Origin of the sequence: Pseudopedobacter beijingensis (genome assembly GCF_042678145.1) — a bacterium.
GTDB lineage: Bacteria > Bacteroidota > Bacteroidia > Sphingobacteriales > Sphingobacteriaceae > Pseudopedobacter > Pseudopedobacter beijingensis.
The window spans coordinates 36,679-49,321 of sequence record NZ_JBHUDG010000012.1 but is presented as its reverse complement, the minus strand read 5'-3'; the positions used below and the strand labels follow the sequence as shown (position 1 = coordinate 49,321).

16 protein-coding genes are annotated in these 12,643 nt (G+C 36.7%); 7 read left to right on the top strand and 9 right to left on the bottom strand.

Annotation, left to right across the window (positions count from 1 at the left end; genetic code table 11):
- The first annotated feature begins 149 nt into the window (after positions 1-149).
- Positions 150-542, top strand: a complete 393-nt coding sequence (locus ACFSAH_RS08150; RefSeq protein ID WP_379662223.1) for a hypothetical protein — start codon at positions 150-152, stop codon at positions 540-542.
- Positions 543-578: 36 nt separating this feature from the next.
- Positions 579-1,187 (top strand): hypothetical protein, encoded by a 609-nt coding sequence (locus tag ACFSAH_RS08145; RefSeq protein ID WP_379662222.1) that lies wholly within the window; start codon positions 579-581, stop codon positions 1,185-1,187.
- 362 nt (positions 1,188-1,549) lie between these two features.
- Here the strand turns inward: ACFSAH_RS08145 and ACFSAH_RS08140 are convergent, their stop codons facing one another.
- The 4 genes from ACFSAH_RS08140 to ACFSAH_RS08125 form a co-directional block, all read right to left on the bottom strand.
- Positions 1,550-1,831, bottom strand: a complete 282-nt coding sequence (locus tag ACFSAH_RS08140; protein WP_379662221.1) for a helix-turn-helix domain-containing protein — start codon at positions 1,829-1,831, stop codon at positions 1,550-1,552.
- A complete protein-coding gene (locus ACFSAH_RS08135; protein WP_379662220.1) occupies positions 1,828-2,124 on the bottom strand; it encodes a helix-turn-helix domain-containing protein in 297 nt (98 codons plus the stop codon). The genes ACFSAH_RS08140 and ACFSAH_RS08135 overlap by 4 nt, the downstream gene beginning before the upstream one ends.
- A gap of 100 nt (positions 2,125-2,224) precedes the next feature.
- Positions 2,225-2,416, bottom strand: coding sequence for a hypothetical protein (locus tag ACFSAH_RS08130; protein WP_379662219.1), 192 nt, complete (start codon positions 2,414-2,416; stop codon positions 2,225-2,227).
- Positions 2,417-2,867: 451 nt separating this feature from the next.
- The gene (locus tag ACFSAH_RS08125; RefSeq protein WP_379662218.1) at positions 2,868-3,362 is read right to left on the bottom strand and encodes a DUF3408 domain-containing protein; all 495 of its coding nucleotides are present in this window, start codon (positions 3,360-3,362) and stop codon (positions 2,868-2,870) included.
- A 548-nt stretch (positions 3,363-3,910) separates the two neighbouring features.
- Between ACFSAH_RS08125 and mobA the strand changes: the two genes are divergently transcribed.
- Together mobA and mobB are read left to right on the top strand one after the other, a co-directional pair.
- Entirely contained in the window at positions 3,911-4,345 is a 435-nt protein-coding gene (gene mobA / locus ACFSAH_RS08120; RefSeq protein ID WP_379662217.1) for a conjugal transfer protein MobA, read from the top strand.
- A 3-nt stretch (positions 4,346-4,348) separates the two neighbouring features.
- Complete coding sequence (mobB, locus tag ACFSAH_RS08115) at positions 4,349-5,605, top strand: conjugal transfer protein MobB (RefSeq protein WP_379662216.1); 1,257 nt, start codon at positions 4,349-4,351, stop codon at positions 5,603-5,605.
- A gap of 4 nt (positions 5,606-5,609) precedes the next feature.
- Here the strand turns inward: mobB and ACFSAH_RS08110 are convergent, their stop codons facing one another.
- Positions 5,610-6,164 carry a Tll0287-like domain-containing protein gene (locus ACFSAH_RS08110; RefSeq protein ID WP_379662215.1) on the bottom strand — a complete coding sequence of 185 codons (555 nt, stop codon included), beginning with the start codon at positions 6,162-6,164 and terminating at the stop codon, positions 5,610-5,612.
- Positions 6,165-6,701: 537 nt separating this feature from the next.
- Between ACFSAH_RS08110 and ACFSAH_RS08105 the strand changes: the two genes are divergently transcribed.
- The 3 genes from ACFSAH_RS08105 to ACFSAH_RS08095 are packed head-to-tail and all read left to right on the top strand — an operon-like array spanning position 6,702 to position 9,197.
- Entirely contained in the window at positions 6,702-7,109 is a 408-nt protein-coding gene (locus ACFSAH_RS08105) for a DoxX family protein (RefSeq protein ID WP_379662214.1), read from the top strand.
- 25 nt (positions 7,110-7,134) lie between these two features.
- Positions 7,135-7,575: a DsrE family protein gene (locus ACFSAH_RS08100; protein ID WP_379662213.1), complete on the top strand. Its 441-nt coding sequence runs from the start codon at positions 7,135-7,137 to the stop codon at positions 7,573-7,575.
- A gap of 5 nt (positions 7,576-7,580) precedes the next feature.
- Positions 7,581-9,197 (top strand): bifunctional metallophosphatase/5'-nucleotidase, encoded by a 1,617-nt coding sequence (locus ACFSAH_RS08095; RefSeq protein WP_379662212.1) that lies wholly within the window; start codon positions 7,581-7,583, stop codon positions 9,195-9,197.
- Positions 9,198-9,215: 18 nt separating this feature from the next.
- Here the strand turns inward: ACFSAH_RS08095 and ACFSAH_RS08090 are convergent, their stop codons facing one another.
- The 4 genes from ACFSAH_RS08090 to ACFSAH_RS08075 are packed head-to-tail and all read right to left on the bottom strand — an operon-like array spanning position 9,216 to position 12,637.
- Complete coding sequence (locus tag ACFSAH_RS08090; RefSeq protein ID WP_379662211.1) at positions 9,216-9,815, bottom strand: c-type cytochrome; 600 nt, start codon at positions 9,813-9,815, stop codon at positions 9,216-9,218.
- 6 nt (positions 9,816-9,821) lie between these two features.
- A complete protein-coding gene (locus ACFSAH_RS08085; protein ID WP_379662210.1) occupies positions 9,822-10,472 on the bottom strand; it encodes an SCO family protein in 651 nt (216 codons plus the stop codon).
- A complete protein-coding gene (locus ACFSAH_RS08080) occupies positions 10,456-12,177 on the bottom strand; it encodes a cbb3-type cytochrome c oxidase subunit I (RefSeq protein WP_379662209.1) in 1,722 nt (573 codons plus the stop codon). Before ACFSAH_RS08080 ends, ACFSAH_RS08085 begins: the two co-directional genes overlap by 17 nt.
- Positions 12,178-12,187: 10 nt before the next feature.
- Positions 12,188-12,637, bottom strand: a complete 450-nt coding sequence (locus tag ACFSAH_RS08075; protein WP_379662208.1) for a cytochrome c oxidase subunit II — start codon at positions 12,635-12,637, stop codon at positions 12,188-12,190.
- Positions 12,638-12,643 lie beyond the last annotated feature (6 nt).

The following is a 12,643-nucleotide window of genomic DNA, read 5'->3' as shown; positions in this document are numbered from 1 at the left end:
TTAGCTATTTATAAAAATTAACATCTCATATTATTATGCAAAACCAATCTATTTAGTTGTATTGGCAATATTTTGTGAGGATTATAAAGAAATTGTACGTGAACATATTAAACGATACATTCAAAATAAACACAAATAACAACAGATTAATGAAGACATTTTTTTTTACATCGATTTTTGCATTAACGACAATGCTAACTTTTGCTCAAAGCACATCCCAACCACCTATTCAAAATATTTCTACAGACAGCACTGCTGTCTATCGACTCTTTGCTACAAATAACACGTATAATTTTATCAAATTAAATACAAGAAATGGACAAATGTGGCAAGTCCAATGGAGCCTAAAAGACAATCAGTTTGAGACTACGTTGTCTGACATTTCACGTGTAACTAAAGATGAAGAGAAGAATGGCAGGTTTTTTCTTTATCCAACAACAAACACATATAACTTTATTTTACTTGATCAGATAGATGGCAGAGCGTGGCAGGTACAATGGAACTTTGACGCAGAAAAAAGAATGGTAACCCGAATATATTAAATGTTTGATTTTGTAATAATTTAATCAATATGAAGTATGTTGACATATAACGAACGTATCGAATTAAGGGAAAAGTTGATTAATGGAGATATTTCATTAGAACTTGCTAAGGAACTATATTGGAAAGATTACAAAGAAGGACAACGGTCTTGGCACACAACAGATTGGAAAGAGAGACGAGTTAAAATTCTTAAAGAAAAATGCGAAATATGTGATAGTATAGACACCTTAACTATTCAGCATCTTTCTCACCCAAAAAAATATTCCGACTACGAAAGAGAAATAACAAGAAAATACACTCAAATTTTCAAAGAAGCCAATTCTGACATTGATAAATCTGCATTCAAGAAACATATTGTAAAAAACTATGATTACATAGCTGTTCCTTTATGCACAAATTGTGGAGACAACCGCCCGAACAAGAGAGTAAGAAAACTACCACAATATCGTTGTGCAGTGTGCAAACACGAGTTTGATGAACCTATTTATAAATCGTTAGATGAGCTCATCACAATTTTTTACACAGACGAAGACGCTCTTGATGTTCGTGATAAGTGTTTTGTATCAAAAGACAAATGGAAAAACAATCACAATTTATCGAATATAAAATATTGGCTTCAGAGAAAAAGCCAAAATCAAAGATGAAGAAAAAATCGGGAAAGAAGCATTTTTACTTTATTTGACTGATGACATAAAGTATCTTTCTTTTGAAGACACAATAACTGCGTGTAGAAAATGTGCATCTAATTATGATTTAAAAAACATGGAGTTATGTCCTAAATGTAAAGTACATTACAAAGGTATTCAGTATCCAACTTGCATACAATGTCTGCCCGAAGATAAGCGAAAAGCTGCATTAGAAATGATTGAATTTGGAAAAGAATGGCACGCAATGCACGACAAACTTGGAATTTAATCTACTTTTTTATAAAATACCACAGCCCAACGCTTTAAGCAATGGGCTGTTCCTTTAATTGACCGATACGGTTACAGTTTCAGACAATCGACTAAAACTGATAGTTATCTTCCAATACCTTGCGAATATCGCTTTCACGGAAAAGGATTTTCCGTTCGAGCTTGATAAACGGTATCAGTCCGTCATCCCTGTACTGTTGCAATGTCCGTTTGCTGATGTGTAGCATCTCGCAAACCTGTTCGCCTGACAGGTAGATTTCCCCTTTCAATAAAGGGTGGAAATATTCCCTGATATACAGCAGTTCGTTTTTGATACCTACCACAGCTTCGAGCAGGGCAAGCATATCCTCGTTTGAATTTCCAATCTGTTTCATTTCCTTTGCTTTTTTAATGGTCGCTCTCCCTGCATCAGTAATTCCACTTCGGATAATCTGAAATAAGTCTTCCGATTGATTTGCGTTGCTCCAAGAATACCCTTTGCCCTATACGTCTGCAACGTCCGTTTGCTAATGTTCAGGAGTTGGCAGGCTTCCTGCTGGTCGAGCCATTTTGTTGCCTGTTGCAATGCTCTGTAGGGTGCGGTCATTTCCTTAATCAAATTGGAAACTTCCCTTACTTCCCTGTGCAGTGCCTTTAAAATCTGAATGTCTAAAACCGTTATTTCCATATCTGCATCATTTAAACTTCGAAAATAAAAGCTATTCACATAGGTTATTGTAATGTTGCGTTCAGTGGCGGTATTTGGCGTTCAGTTGCCAAATACTCGGCTATAATCCCAACTTTGGTTTGTTGTTTTTCGGGCGAGCCTGTTGCGTTTTGACCGTATTGCCCATTCTCAAAGCAGGCTTTTTATTGACTTGTATGGCTTGATTGTCGTCAGCGTTTTTGTAATCCGAACGGATAACCGTTTTTGATGCACCTATATAGAACACAAGAGAATGTGTTTTCCCCTTTGGCATTATGTGGCAGTCTTTGGCTTGTGTTGGCACAATATAAATGGAAAGCAATCCTCAAAACACTTTAAATTTTCCTCGCAAAGCCCCTTCACATTTAAAAAGTTTTGTACGGATAAGGGAAAGCATACCAAAAACACCAAATACTTATCCCATACGTGTTTTTAGTAACCTTTCATTGATTGGAATGGGATTAAAAAAAGAACAAAAGGTAGCAAAGATAAGGCGGACAGCCATCGCACAACCCAACCAAAAGCTTACGGCATAATGGCAGGGCAAATATGATGGCTTCGCCGAGTTTTTTTGTTGCCCTGCCACCCTTCGGGACTTATTCCGTTTCCTTTTGGTTTTTTCGTCTGTCCGCCTTGTTAAAATGGCTTTCTTTTTTTTCTGTTTTTTTGTTTTGAAAAATAGTTTTAAGAGGTAGCAACGCACCAAACCTGATACCGCACTACAATCAAAATAACGGTTTGTGCTTATCGTTGTAGATTTCGCTAATCAATTCCCCGAACTCCTGAAAGTGGTATTCGATAATGTTATCGAGATACGCATAAATCGTCAGCTTGTCAATGCCCATAATGTTGGTAAGCCTGTTAAACCTATCGTGGTGTTCCTGCCGAACATAGACAGATTTTCCTTTGCTTGCCGTTGTGGTCGGGATTTTGAAAAACTGTCCGCAGTAGTCCTCTTTGGTCAGCTTCTTTGGCTTGGAGGTCGTTTTTGGGGTATTTCTTACAGGCGGTTTGGGTTGTTGCATTTCAGTTTCCTCGGGTTCTTCCCCTGCAATTATGTTCATCAGTGCTTCCTCGTCTACTTCGGGTTTGGCAAAATCTTCCCGATGTGTTACTGCCTGTTGTTCCGTCAAAGGTTGTTTCTTTTCATCAGTTAGGAAATTTTCAATAAAGAAATCCTCTTTTTCGGGTTGCTGATTTTTGTTTTCTTCGTGTATCATATCTCTTGTTTTTAATATTATATCCAATTAGCTGTTTGGTTAACTAAGCAATCAGCTGTACATACTGTTGCATCTATATAACTACCTATCTACCTAGGCACTTGCATACCCTTAATTGGCTAGTTCATTAACTCAAAAATTTGTAATTAGCCTGCATTCAATCAGGCAGATTTGCTGTCGGTTTTTTTGCTATTCATTTACTTAATTAAGGATATAATCAATCAGCCAACTAACCATATACAAAGGAAATAAAGGCAGTCCCAATGTGTATAGAGGTGGCACTATTTGGCGTTCATTGGCTTTATTTGGCGCAATTGTAAGTAGCTGTTATTCAAATAGTCTTATCGAGATTTGTAATTGGATGCGATGGGGTTTTCCTGCTAACTTCAATCCGTTTGCAAAACGGATTTTTCTGAACTCCTGTTCAGAGCAAGTTATCTCTTGAGGTCCTCGAAATGAATTTCGGTACCTCAAAAGCACTTGCCCTTGCAGGGGGCTGGAAACGGCTCCGAAGTCGCCCGTTTGTTTAAAAATTAAAATGGATTATTATGGAAGAGAAAAACAGAAAACAGATTAAAAAAACAGGAAGAAAACCGAAGATTGACCCTGCGGTACATCGTTATTCCTTTAACCTGAATGATGAGGACAATGCCAAGTTTCTTGCCCTTTTTGACCAGTCGGGAATGAAAGTGATGGCTCATTTTATTACGGCTTGCATCTTTCAAAAGACGGTAAAGACTGTAAAAATTGATATAGATGCGGTAGAATACCACGCAGGTTTGACCAAATTTTTCGGTCAATTTCGAGGAATAGCAACCAATTACAATCAGATTGTAAGGCTTTTGAATACCAATTTTTCGGATAAAAAAGCATCTGCATACCTCTTTAAATTGGAAAAGGAGACCGCTGAAATGAAAGGATTATTGCTAAAGGTTTTAATTCTTACCGCTGAATTTGAAAAGAAATATCTAAATAAAGAATAAGAAATGATTGCAAAAATCGGAAAGGGAAGCAATATGTATGGAGCGATTTTGTACAATCAGCAGAAAGTGGAAAAGGAAAACGGAGCAGTTCTGTTGCTGAATAAAATACCTGATACAGTGGACGGCGGGTATTCTACCCAATATTTCAACAAATGTTTTGAGCCGTATCTGTCTGCCAATATCAAAACGGAAAAGACTGTTCGGCATATATCGCTGAACCCAGATCCTGCGGATAAGGTCAGCGATGAACAGTTTGCGGATATGGCTCAAGAATATATGGAACGTATGGGCTACGGCAATCAGCCGTATATCGTTTTCAAACATACGGACATTGACCGATCACATATCCACATTGTTTCGACTTGCGTGAGGATAGATGGAAAGAAAATCCCCGATGATTACGACCACCCACGCTCAATGGCTATCTGTCGGGACTTGGAAACTAAATATAACCTGAACAAAGCCATAGAGCAGGAGCAGAAACAAGTCAATAAAGTTTTTAAGCCTGTAAATCATAAAAACGGAGACATTAAAAGTCAGATTGCTTCGGTAGTAAGGCATCTGCCCAAGTATTATAGCTATTCTACTATGGGTAGTTACAATGCGTTACTTTCCCTTTTCAATATCACAGTGGAAGAAGTTAAAGGAGAGCGAAACGGTCAAACTGTAAACGGATTGGTTTATGTGGCATTGGACAAGAACGGAAACAAGGTAAGTAATCCGTTCAAAGCATCACTTTTTGGAAAAGATGCAGGAGTAATACAGATTCAAAAACATTTTGAGCAGTCCAAAGAGAAAATGAAAATCAATCCTGCAAGGTTTGTCCTAAAGAATACCATTGAATTGGCTATACATACTACAAACAGCGAAACAGATTTTAAAAAGCAACTTGTAGAGCAAGGTATTAATACGATTGTCCGCAAGAACGAAAGCGGACGAATTTACGGTGTCACGTTCATCGACCACGAAAGCCGTAGCGTTTGGAACGCTTCACAATTAGACAGAAACCTGTCGGCAAATTTGTTTAACGAATGGTGGAACAACGGAAATAAACCCGAATTGAAAATGCAGTATCGCCCTGTTTCAAATATGATAGACAACCAACCGACCAAAGACCTTTTCGAGTTTATTACGCAGGAAAATTTGCAGAGTTCCGATTTGGGATTATTCAGCTTGTTGCCCCAACCACAGGGCGAGGATTATGAGGAAGAACAGTTTGCCAACCGAATGAAGAAAAAGAAGGGAAAAAGAAAATTATAAAAAACTACTTTGGGATCTCTATTTTCCAAAGCCCCCTAAAGTCATTTAACTTATAACCAACAGCTTTATCATTTGGGTATAATAAGTTTATTTTTTGTAAGGTTTTGTTCTCTATATCAGTTTGTGGATTTCCATGACACTTCAAACAGGTAGGCATTGCAAGATTGATTCGTTTGTAATACACATATTGTTTTTCTTCTATCAGTAATGTATCAAACAATTCAGACTTTCTTTTGAATTCGTCAAAAATAGTACGATCGTTTTTTGTTTTAAGATTATTTTTGGGATTTCTGTTTTTATCTGTGATACGTTGAATATACATCTTAACTTCTTTTGATAATGAATCAGTAATAGGTATAGCTTCAACTTGGCAGAAATCTACGGCATATTCAGTTCCGCCTTTTTTTATTGCACCAGCTACATTTTGTAACAGAACATTTTGTGAAAGGGTTGAGATGGAATCAGCCTTGTCTTTTAATATAGAAATATCTTTATCACGAGGTGTATTTTGCTGACAAGAAACTACGGTTAGTAGTAATAATAATGTTAATATTCTCAAATTCACGTTCTTTTGTTTCAAAAATAGTTTATCTGAAATTTTCAATGTGTAACATTGGTTACAAACCAATGAATATGATTTTGTTATTTTTGATGCAATTTTAAACTGTGTTAAGTTGATTATGTTTCAGTTTCTAAATACATACCGGAAAATCGTAATCGTTTTATTAACGATTATTTTGGCTATTCCGTGTTCGGTAAAAAGAGATCTGAAACAGCAGTTCAATATTGAAAGTAATCAATCCGCAAAAAATAATTCTGCTAAAATAGGTTGTGCATCTTTCTGTTCCAGCTACATAAAATCTAACAAAAAAGAGAAACAGCAAGTTTTCAAAAAACACATACCTCCATTCTCTTTTATACAAAAAGACAGGATTGTTGCTCATCTTATTTTTCCTGTCTTAGACCAATATCATTTATTTAAAGAGAAAATTCCTATACATATCCGCAATCAACAATTCTTGATTTGATACCCTGATAAATCCGCTGTTTTGAACAGCATCGGTTTCAATTAGTATCAATCAAATCATAATTATAAATGGAAAAACAAATCCAGATAAGCGGATTATCTGTTTTATTGTTGCGTATGGCACTCAGCGGTATATTTATCGTTGCAGGCGTTTCGCATCTTATCCACCCCGAAGGCGTAACCCAACGTATTCAAAATGCAAATTATAGTGGTTTTGCAACCTTTTTCGGAGATCCCCATTTTTTAGGGATTTTATCGGGATATGTACTCCTTATTTTCGGAACTGCTTTTTTGTTGGGAATATTTACCCGTTGGTCGGCAATCCTTCTTTTCATAACACTTATTCCCATTACGATAACAATACAAATGGGAAATGGGTTAATGCACGGACCGCTGTGGAAAAACATTGCCTTATTTGGAGGGCTATTGTTTTTTATCCTCAACAATCCGAAATCATTCAGTCTTTATAACAAATAGTAATAACATTTAAACAAATTTTAAAATGAAAAAACAAATCATAATAATAGCTCTATTCCTTGTAGGAATTTCACTTTTCAACGATGTAAAAGCACAAAATAGAACAACATCTCAGGTCGAAAATGCCATTAAAAAGAATGGAAAATATGCCTTATTAGTTCAGAACTACAAGCATTTTATGGTATCGGTTATGACAGGTGAAGAATACAAAGCCAAAAGTCCGAAAATACAATTTGAAATTGTGCTTATCGGGGAAGTCGTTAAGGATTTGACTGAAAATCCGGAATTACAACCATTCATTGAAAAAGCTCAAAAAGCAGGCGTTAAAATTGTTGTTTGCGAATTTGCAATGGAAAAATTAGGTGTGAAAAAATCGCAATATCATTCATCAATTCTAACTACACCTAACGGCTTTACTTACCTTTTTGGTTTGCAGGAATCAGGTTTTAAAACCATAACACTTTAAAATTTATGATGATGAAAAGTTTAATAGGAATAATTGTGGGCTCGGTGTTACTGACCTCCTGCAACAATACGCAAAATCAAGGCGAAGAAACAATAACCATTCTTCAAACTGCCGATATACACGCTTATCTCAATCCGCATTCGGAGTTGTTTGTAGAGAATGATTCCATTGTGTTTAGAAATGCAGGTGGATTAGCCAATATAAAAACATTGGTAGAATCGGTTCGTAAAGAAAACCCTAATGGAACTATTTTTATAGATGGTGGCGATTTGATACAAGGAAGTGGCGAAAGTGTACAATCTGAAGGGAAAATATTTCCTACCCTCATCCAATCTATGAATTATGATTTATTGATTCCGGGCAACTGGGAAGTTATTTATGGCAAACAGGTGATGCTAGATGTGATGAATGGCTACAAAACCAATATCATTGTATCGAATATGTTTCACGAAAAAGATCAGCAACCAATCTTTCCACCGTATTGGATTACCGAAAAGAAAGGTGTGAAAATGGGCTTTATCGCTTACAATGACCCTGAAGTACCGATACGTCAAAATCCCGGTTTCAGCGAAGGATTAAAATTCACCGAAGTAGAAAATAACCTAAAAGAGCTCATCAAAGAGCTTAAAGAGAACCAAAAAGTGGATTTGCTCTTTCTGGTGGCACATATTGGCATTTCCAAACAAGTATTATTGGCAAATAATCCTGCGGTACAAGGTGTGGATTTTATCTTTGGAAACGACACACACGAACGCATCCGAAAACCAATAAAAGGTAAATTTACAACGGTTGTAGAACCGGGTGCTTTTGGTTCGTTTGTAGGAAAATTGAACTTAAAAGTCAAAAACAAAAAAATCGTTGGTTATGATTATGAACTGATGGAAGTTGATCCCGAAAAATATCCCGCCGATGCTGAAGTACAACAATTGGTCAATCAATCAATTACTCCTTATAAAAACGATATGCAGCGTGTTTTGGGTTATACCAGTACTCCTATGTATCGCTATTTAGTGGTAGAAAACCCAATGGACAATATGATTACCGATGCCTTGCTTTGGAAATCGGGAGCGGATTTTGCTACATCTAATGGTTTTCGTTTTGGTGTGCCGATCGTTCCCGATGAAAGTGGTAAAAAAGCCATTACAAAAGAAGATCTATGGCGAATGCTACCTGTGGACGAACATATGAAAATAGGCGAAGTAAGCGGTCAGCAAATCAAAAATTGGTTAGAAAAAGAAATCAACAATGTTTTTGCCAAAGATCCGTCTAAGAGGTTTGGCGGTTGGCTGGTTCGTTTTTCGGGAATGACCTTAAAGTTCGACAGCTCAAAAGAAATGGGCGAACGTGTAATTGAAGTAACCATTCAGGGCAAGCCAATGGAACTTGATAAAACCTATAAAATGGCTTCGTGTAACCGTACCGGAGAACCTTTACACGTTTTGTGCCGTATGCCAAATGGTAAAAATGTACAGATCAAAGATTATACTTTACACGATGCTGTAGAAGAATACCTGAAAGTGAAAGGTACCGTAAGTCCTGTGTTGGACGGTCGTTCCATCGCAGTAGATTTAGGCACGAATGCGTTCTCTCAAATGGCTGAAACGGGGTATCGTTTTAGATAACAAAAGATAATCCGCTTTCTATTGATTTGAAGGCGGATTATTTTTGTCTAATTTATCTACAAACTGATTTACTTTTACAACAGCATAAAATACAGAAACAATCACTATAAAAATAACCGTTAAAACAAACCAGAATTGCGTATCGTTTTTAGTAACCGGAGTATGATTTCCTGGTAAATCCAAATACAATATCTGGTGCCATAAGCTGCTTTCGCCTTTGTAAGGTTTGTACCGATCGGGCACTATTGGAGATGATGGTGCATTCGCTACTTTTACCGATTCTTCTTTAATAAAATTAAGAATATGATCAATATCGGCAGCTGTAAGATCTAAATGGTCAGGCATTAGGGTTTTGTTATACTCTTCAAATAAAGTTACTGCGGCTTTGTCACCTGATTTGATAACTTGCTGTGAGTGGCGTACAAAGTTTACAATCCATTCCTGATTATGTCGTTGATCTACATCTTTTAAATCGGGCCCTACTAATTTTTTTCCTACTGCGTGACAGGAAGCACAACGATTGTTGAAAATTGCTTTACCTGCCTCAGCACCTTCCTGAGCATTAACAGAAAAAGTTACTAAAAACAGTATCGGCATAAATTTGAAAATCTTTTTCATCTGTCTTTATTTTTTTTCTTCCAGCAAACGCTGAATGTCGTTAATCAAAAGTTTTATATCAGAGGTTTCCGTTCCATCATAATAGCCTCTGATGCGATTTTCACGGTCTATTAAAACCAATTTTTCACTATGTATAAAATCATTTGCACCTCCGTCTCCGTCGGTAGCTTCAATAAACAATCCCTTTCGGGCAAAGCGGTACAACAACTTTTTATCTCCGGTTGCTAATTGCCATTGCCGGGTATCTATCCCTTTGTCTTCAGCATAATTTTTGAGAACTTCAGGCGTGTCTGTTTCCGGATTTACTGTGAAAGAAACAATACGAACCTCATCATTTTCTTTGAAATGTTCCTGAACATCTGAAATTCCGGAAATCATCGCCGGACAAATGGTCGGGCAAGTAGTGAAAAAATAATGAGCCACCCAGATTTTTCCGTCAGTAAATGAATGATCAACTGGTAAACTATCTTGATTTATAAATTGATATTCTGGAACTTTAAAATCGGGAACATTATTTTGTATGGTATAATTCTCTGCGTAATACGGTAACTCTGATATATTTTGTTGATAGTAACGCATTGTGAAAAATACCGCCGTTGGCAAAACAATTGCCAGACTAAAGAAAAGTATCCATGCTTTTTTACTTAGTTTTTTCATTTTCAGAAGAAATTTGTTTTGTTTTTTGATCTACTTTCGTTGTATTAACCGGACTTTCTGCTTCAAACTTGTTTGGAACTGGTTGACTGTATTTGAACACATTTTTTAAAGATGGTAAATAAGTAATCAACGTAAGAATGATGCTGACAATAATCCACGGTTTCATATTGTGTAATAAAGGAATTGGTTTTTCGCTATGCAATTCTTCTGCTTCGGGAAGTTCAACAGAAGCTTGTTCTGTGCTTTTTCCAAAAGCAGTTGAAAAAAAAGCAATAAAATATAACAATGCAGCCACTCCCATCATGATACCACCTACCATAGTTGTAGTAGTAGATGGCACCCAATATTGATTAAACAATTCGTGCGATGGATTGGTGTACGACATTCCTAAATTGGTTCTTCGGGGTTCGCCCATTAATCCACCTGCCATTAATCCGTGAGAAAGTAAAGCTGTACCAATTAGCCATAAATAAGGTACAATGGTAACAACAGATAACATTTTTATTTTTTTGCCTGAAACCTTACTGTACATATAAATACTCATTCCCAGTATTACTAATAATGTTGGTCCGGCAACCGTCATATGAAAGTGCCCGGGAACCCAACCTGTATTGTGAACCATTTGATTTAAGGCATAAGACGCATTTACAATTCCTGATAATCCACCAAATATGAACAGTAGCAATCCACAGATAAAATATCCAAAAAGATAGTTTTTAGAATCAAACCATGGCAAATGTGTCATCCAGTTTAATAATCCCTTTGCACCTCTTTTTCTACCGGCAACCTCTAACGAAGCACCAACGGTAAAAGCCGTCATAAAACTCGGAATAGAAACTGCAAACGTAAGAATGCTTACCCACATTTTGGTTCCCTGTTCCATTACCGGTTCACTAAATTGGTGGTGAACTCCAACAGGTGTAGATAGTATCAAAAACAGTAAAAATGCCATACGGGCTGCGTTACCCGAATAAAGTTTTCCCCCACTTACTTTAGGCAAAATAGTATAAAATGCCGTATAAGCAGGCAATAACCAGAAATAAACCAACGGGTGCCCAAACATCCAGAAAAGCATACGTGTAAGCGGAACATTGATGTCTTCTGTCCAACCGGCAGACCACGGCAATAAAATCACTAACGATTCATAAGCTACCGGAATAGAAGCAATTACCCACATGGTAAAGTTTACAAAAGTAGCTAAAACAGCAATAGGCATTTTGGCATCAGGGTTTTCTTTTCTCCACTCTTTATAAGTAGCAATCCAACCGAAAAAAGCAATCCAGCTACCAATAATTAAAAGTGAGGTACCTACATAAAAAAGCGGCGAGTTTTTTAAAGGTGCATAAAAAGTGTACAATGCTTGTGCCTTTCCTAAAACCATTAAAACAACATCGATCAATGTTCCTACAACCATTAAAATCATAGAAGTTTGATAAGACCATTTAGGAGGCTCTTTTTTAAGATAATGCCCCATAATTACATGTCCGAAAACTACGGCGAAGAATGTTGTTAATACAATAGCGTTAATAACACCATGCATTGTTAAACCTTGATAATAATTAATTCCGGCAACCGCTTCCTGTTGCAAAACACCTGCTCTGTACAAGGTTTGCATTACGCCATTATACACACCAAGGATAAAAAGCGACATTGGCATAAATAATCCGGTAAGTATGGTTCTTTGAAAAGATTTTGAAATATTCATCACTCTTTTTTTAATTCGTTAAATTGGTTACTAATATTTTTCCCATCATGTTATGATGCCCTATTCCGCAATATTCATGACACACAATACGGTAAGTTCCGTAATCGGGAAAATGTACCGTTACTTTATTTACGGCTCCGGGAACTGCCATTAGGTTTACTCCTTTACGTTCAATACTGAAACCGTGAACCACATCGGCAGAAGTAAGATAAAAATCTACGGTGCTTCCCGGCGGAATAATGATTTCACCCGGATCAAACGTCCACATTTTAGCAATGATGTACACTTCATAATGCAAATCATCTACTTCTTTAATTTCAGCTTTCTGAAAAGAAGCATTATACGGAATACAGGTAGGCACATCTATTTTGCGTGCATATACATTGTAGAGAATCGCAAAAAGAAATATTCCCATTAAAGAAGCACTTAAAAGAATAGCCCGTAATTCGTACTTGTTCATATCTGA

Bases quoted from the DNA above. Each gene is read 5' to 3' on its own strand.
- ACFSAH_RS08150 (WP_379662223.1), top strand. From the start codon at position 150: ATGAAGACATTTTTTTTTACATCGATTTTTGCATTAACGACAATGCTA.
- ACFSAH_RS08145 (WP_379662222.1), top strand. From the start codon at position 579: ATGTTGACATATAACGAACGTATCGAATTAAGGGAAAAGTTGATTAAT.
- ACFSAH_RS08140 (WP_379662221.1), bottom strand. From the start codon at position 1,831: ATGAAACAGATTGGAAATTCAAACGAGGATATGCTTGCCCTGCTCGAA.
- ACFSAH_RS08135 (WP_379662220.1), bottom strand. From the start codon at position 2,124: ATGGAAATAACGGTTTTAGACATTCAGATTTTAAAGGCACTGCACAGG.
- ACFSAH_RS08130 (WP_379662219.1), bottom strand. From the start codon at position 2,416: ATGCCAAAGGGGAAAACACATTCTCTTGTGTTCTATATAGGTGCATCA.
- ACFSAH_RS08125 (WP_379662218.1), bottom strand. From the start codon at position 3,362: ATGATACACGAAGAAAACAAAAATCAGCAACCCGAAAAAGAGGATTTC.
- mobA (WP_379662217.1), top strand. From the start codon at position 3,911: ATGGAAGAGAAAAACAGAAAACAGATTAAAAAAACAGGAAGAAAACCG.
- mobB (WP_379662216.1), top strand. From the start codon at position 4,349: ATGATTGCAAAAATCGGAAAGGGAAGCAATATGTATGGAGCGATTTTG.
- ACFSAH_RS08105 (WP_379662214.1), top strand. From the start codon at position 6,702: ATGGAAAAACAAATCCAGATAAGCGGATTATCTGTTTTATTGTTGCGT.
- ACFSAH_RS08100 (WP_379662213.1), top strand. From the start codon at position 7,135: ATGAAAAAACAAATCATAATAATAGCTCTATTCCTTGTAGGAATTTCA.
- ACFSAH_RS08095 (WP_379662212.1), top strand. From the start codon at position 7,581: ATGATGATGAAAAGTTTAATAGGAATAATTGTGGGCTCGGTGTTACTG.
- ACFSAH_RS08090 (WP_379662211.1), bottom strand. From the start codon at position 9,815: ATGAAAAAGATTTTCAAATTTATGCCGATACTGTTTTTAGTAACTTTT.
- ACFSAH_RS08085 (WP_379662210.1), bottom strand. From the start codon at position 10,472: ATGAAAAAACTAAGTAAAAAAGCATGGATACTTTTCTTTAGTCTGGCA.
- ACFSAH_RS08080 (WP_379662209.1), bottom strand. From the start codon at position 12,177: ATGAATATTTCAAAATCTTTTCAAAGAACCATACTTACCGGATTATTT.
- ACFSAH_RS08075 (WP_379662208.1), bottom strand. From the start codon at position 12,637: ATGAACAAGTACGAATTACGGGCTATTCTTTTAAGTGCTTCTTTAATG.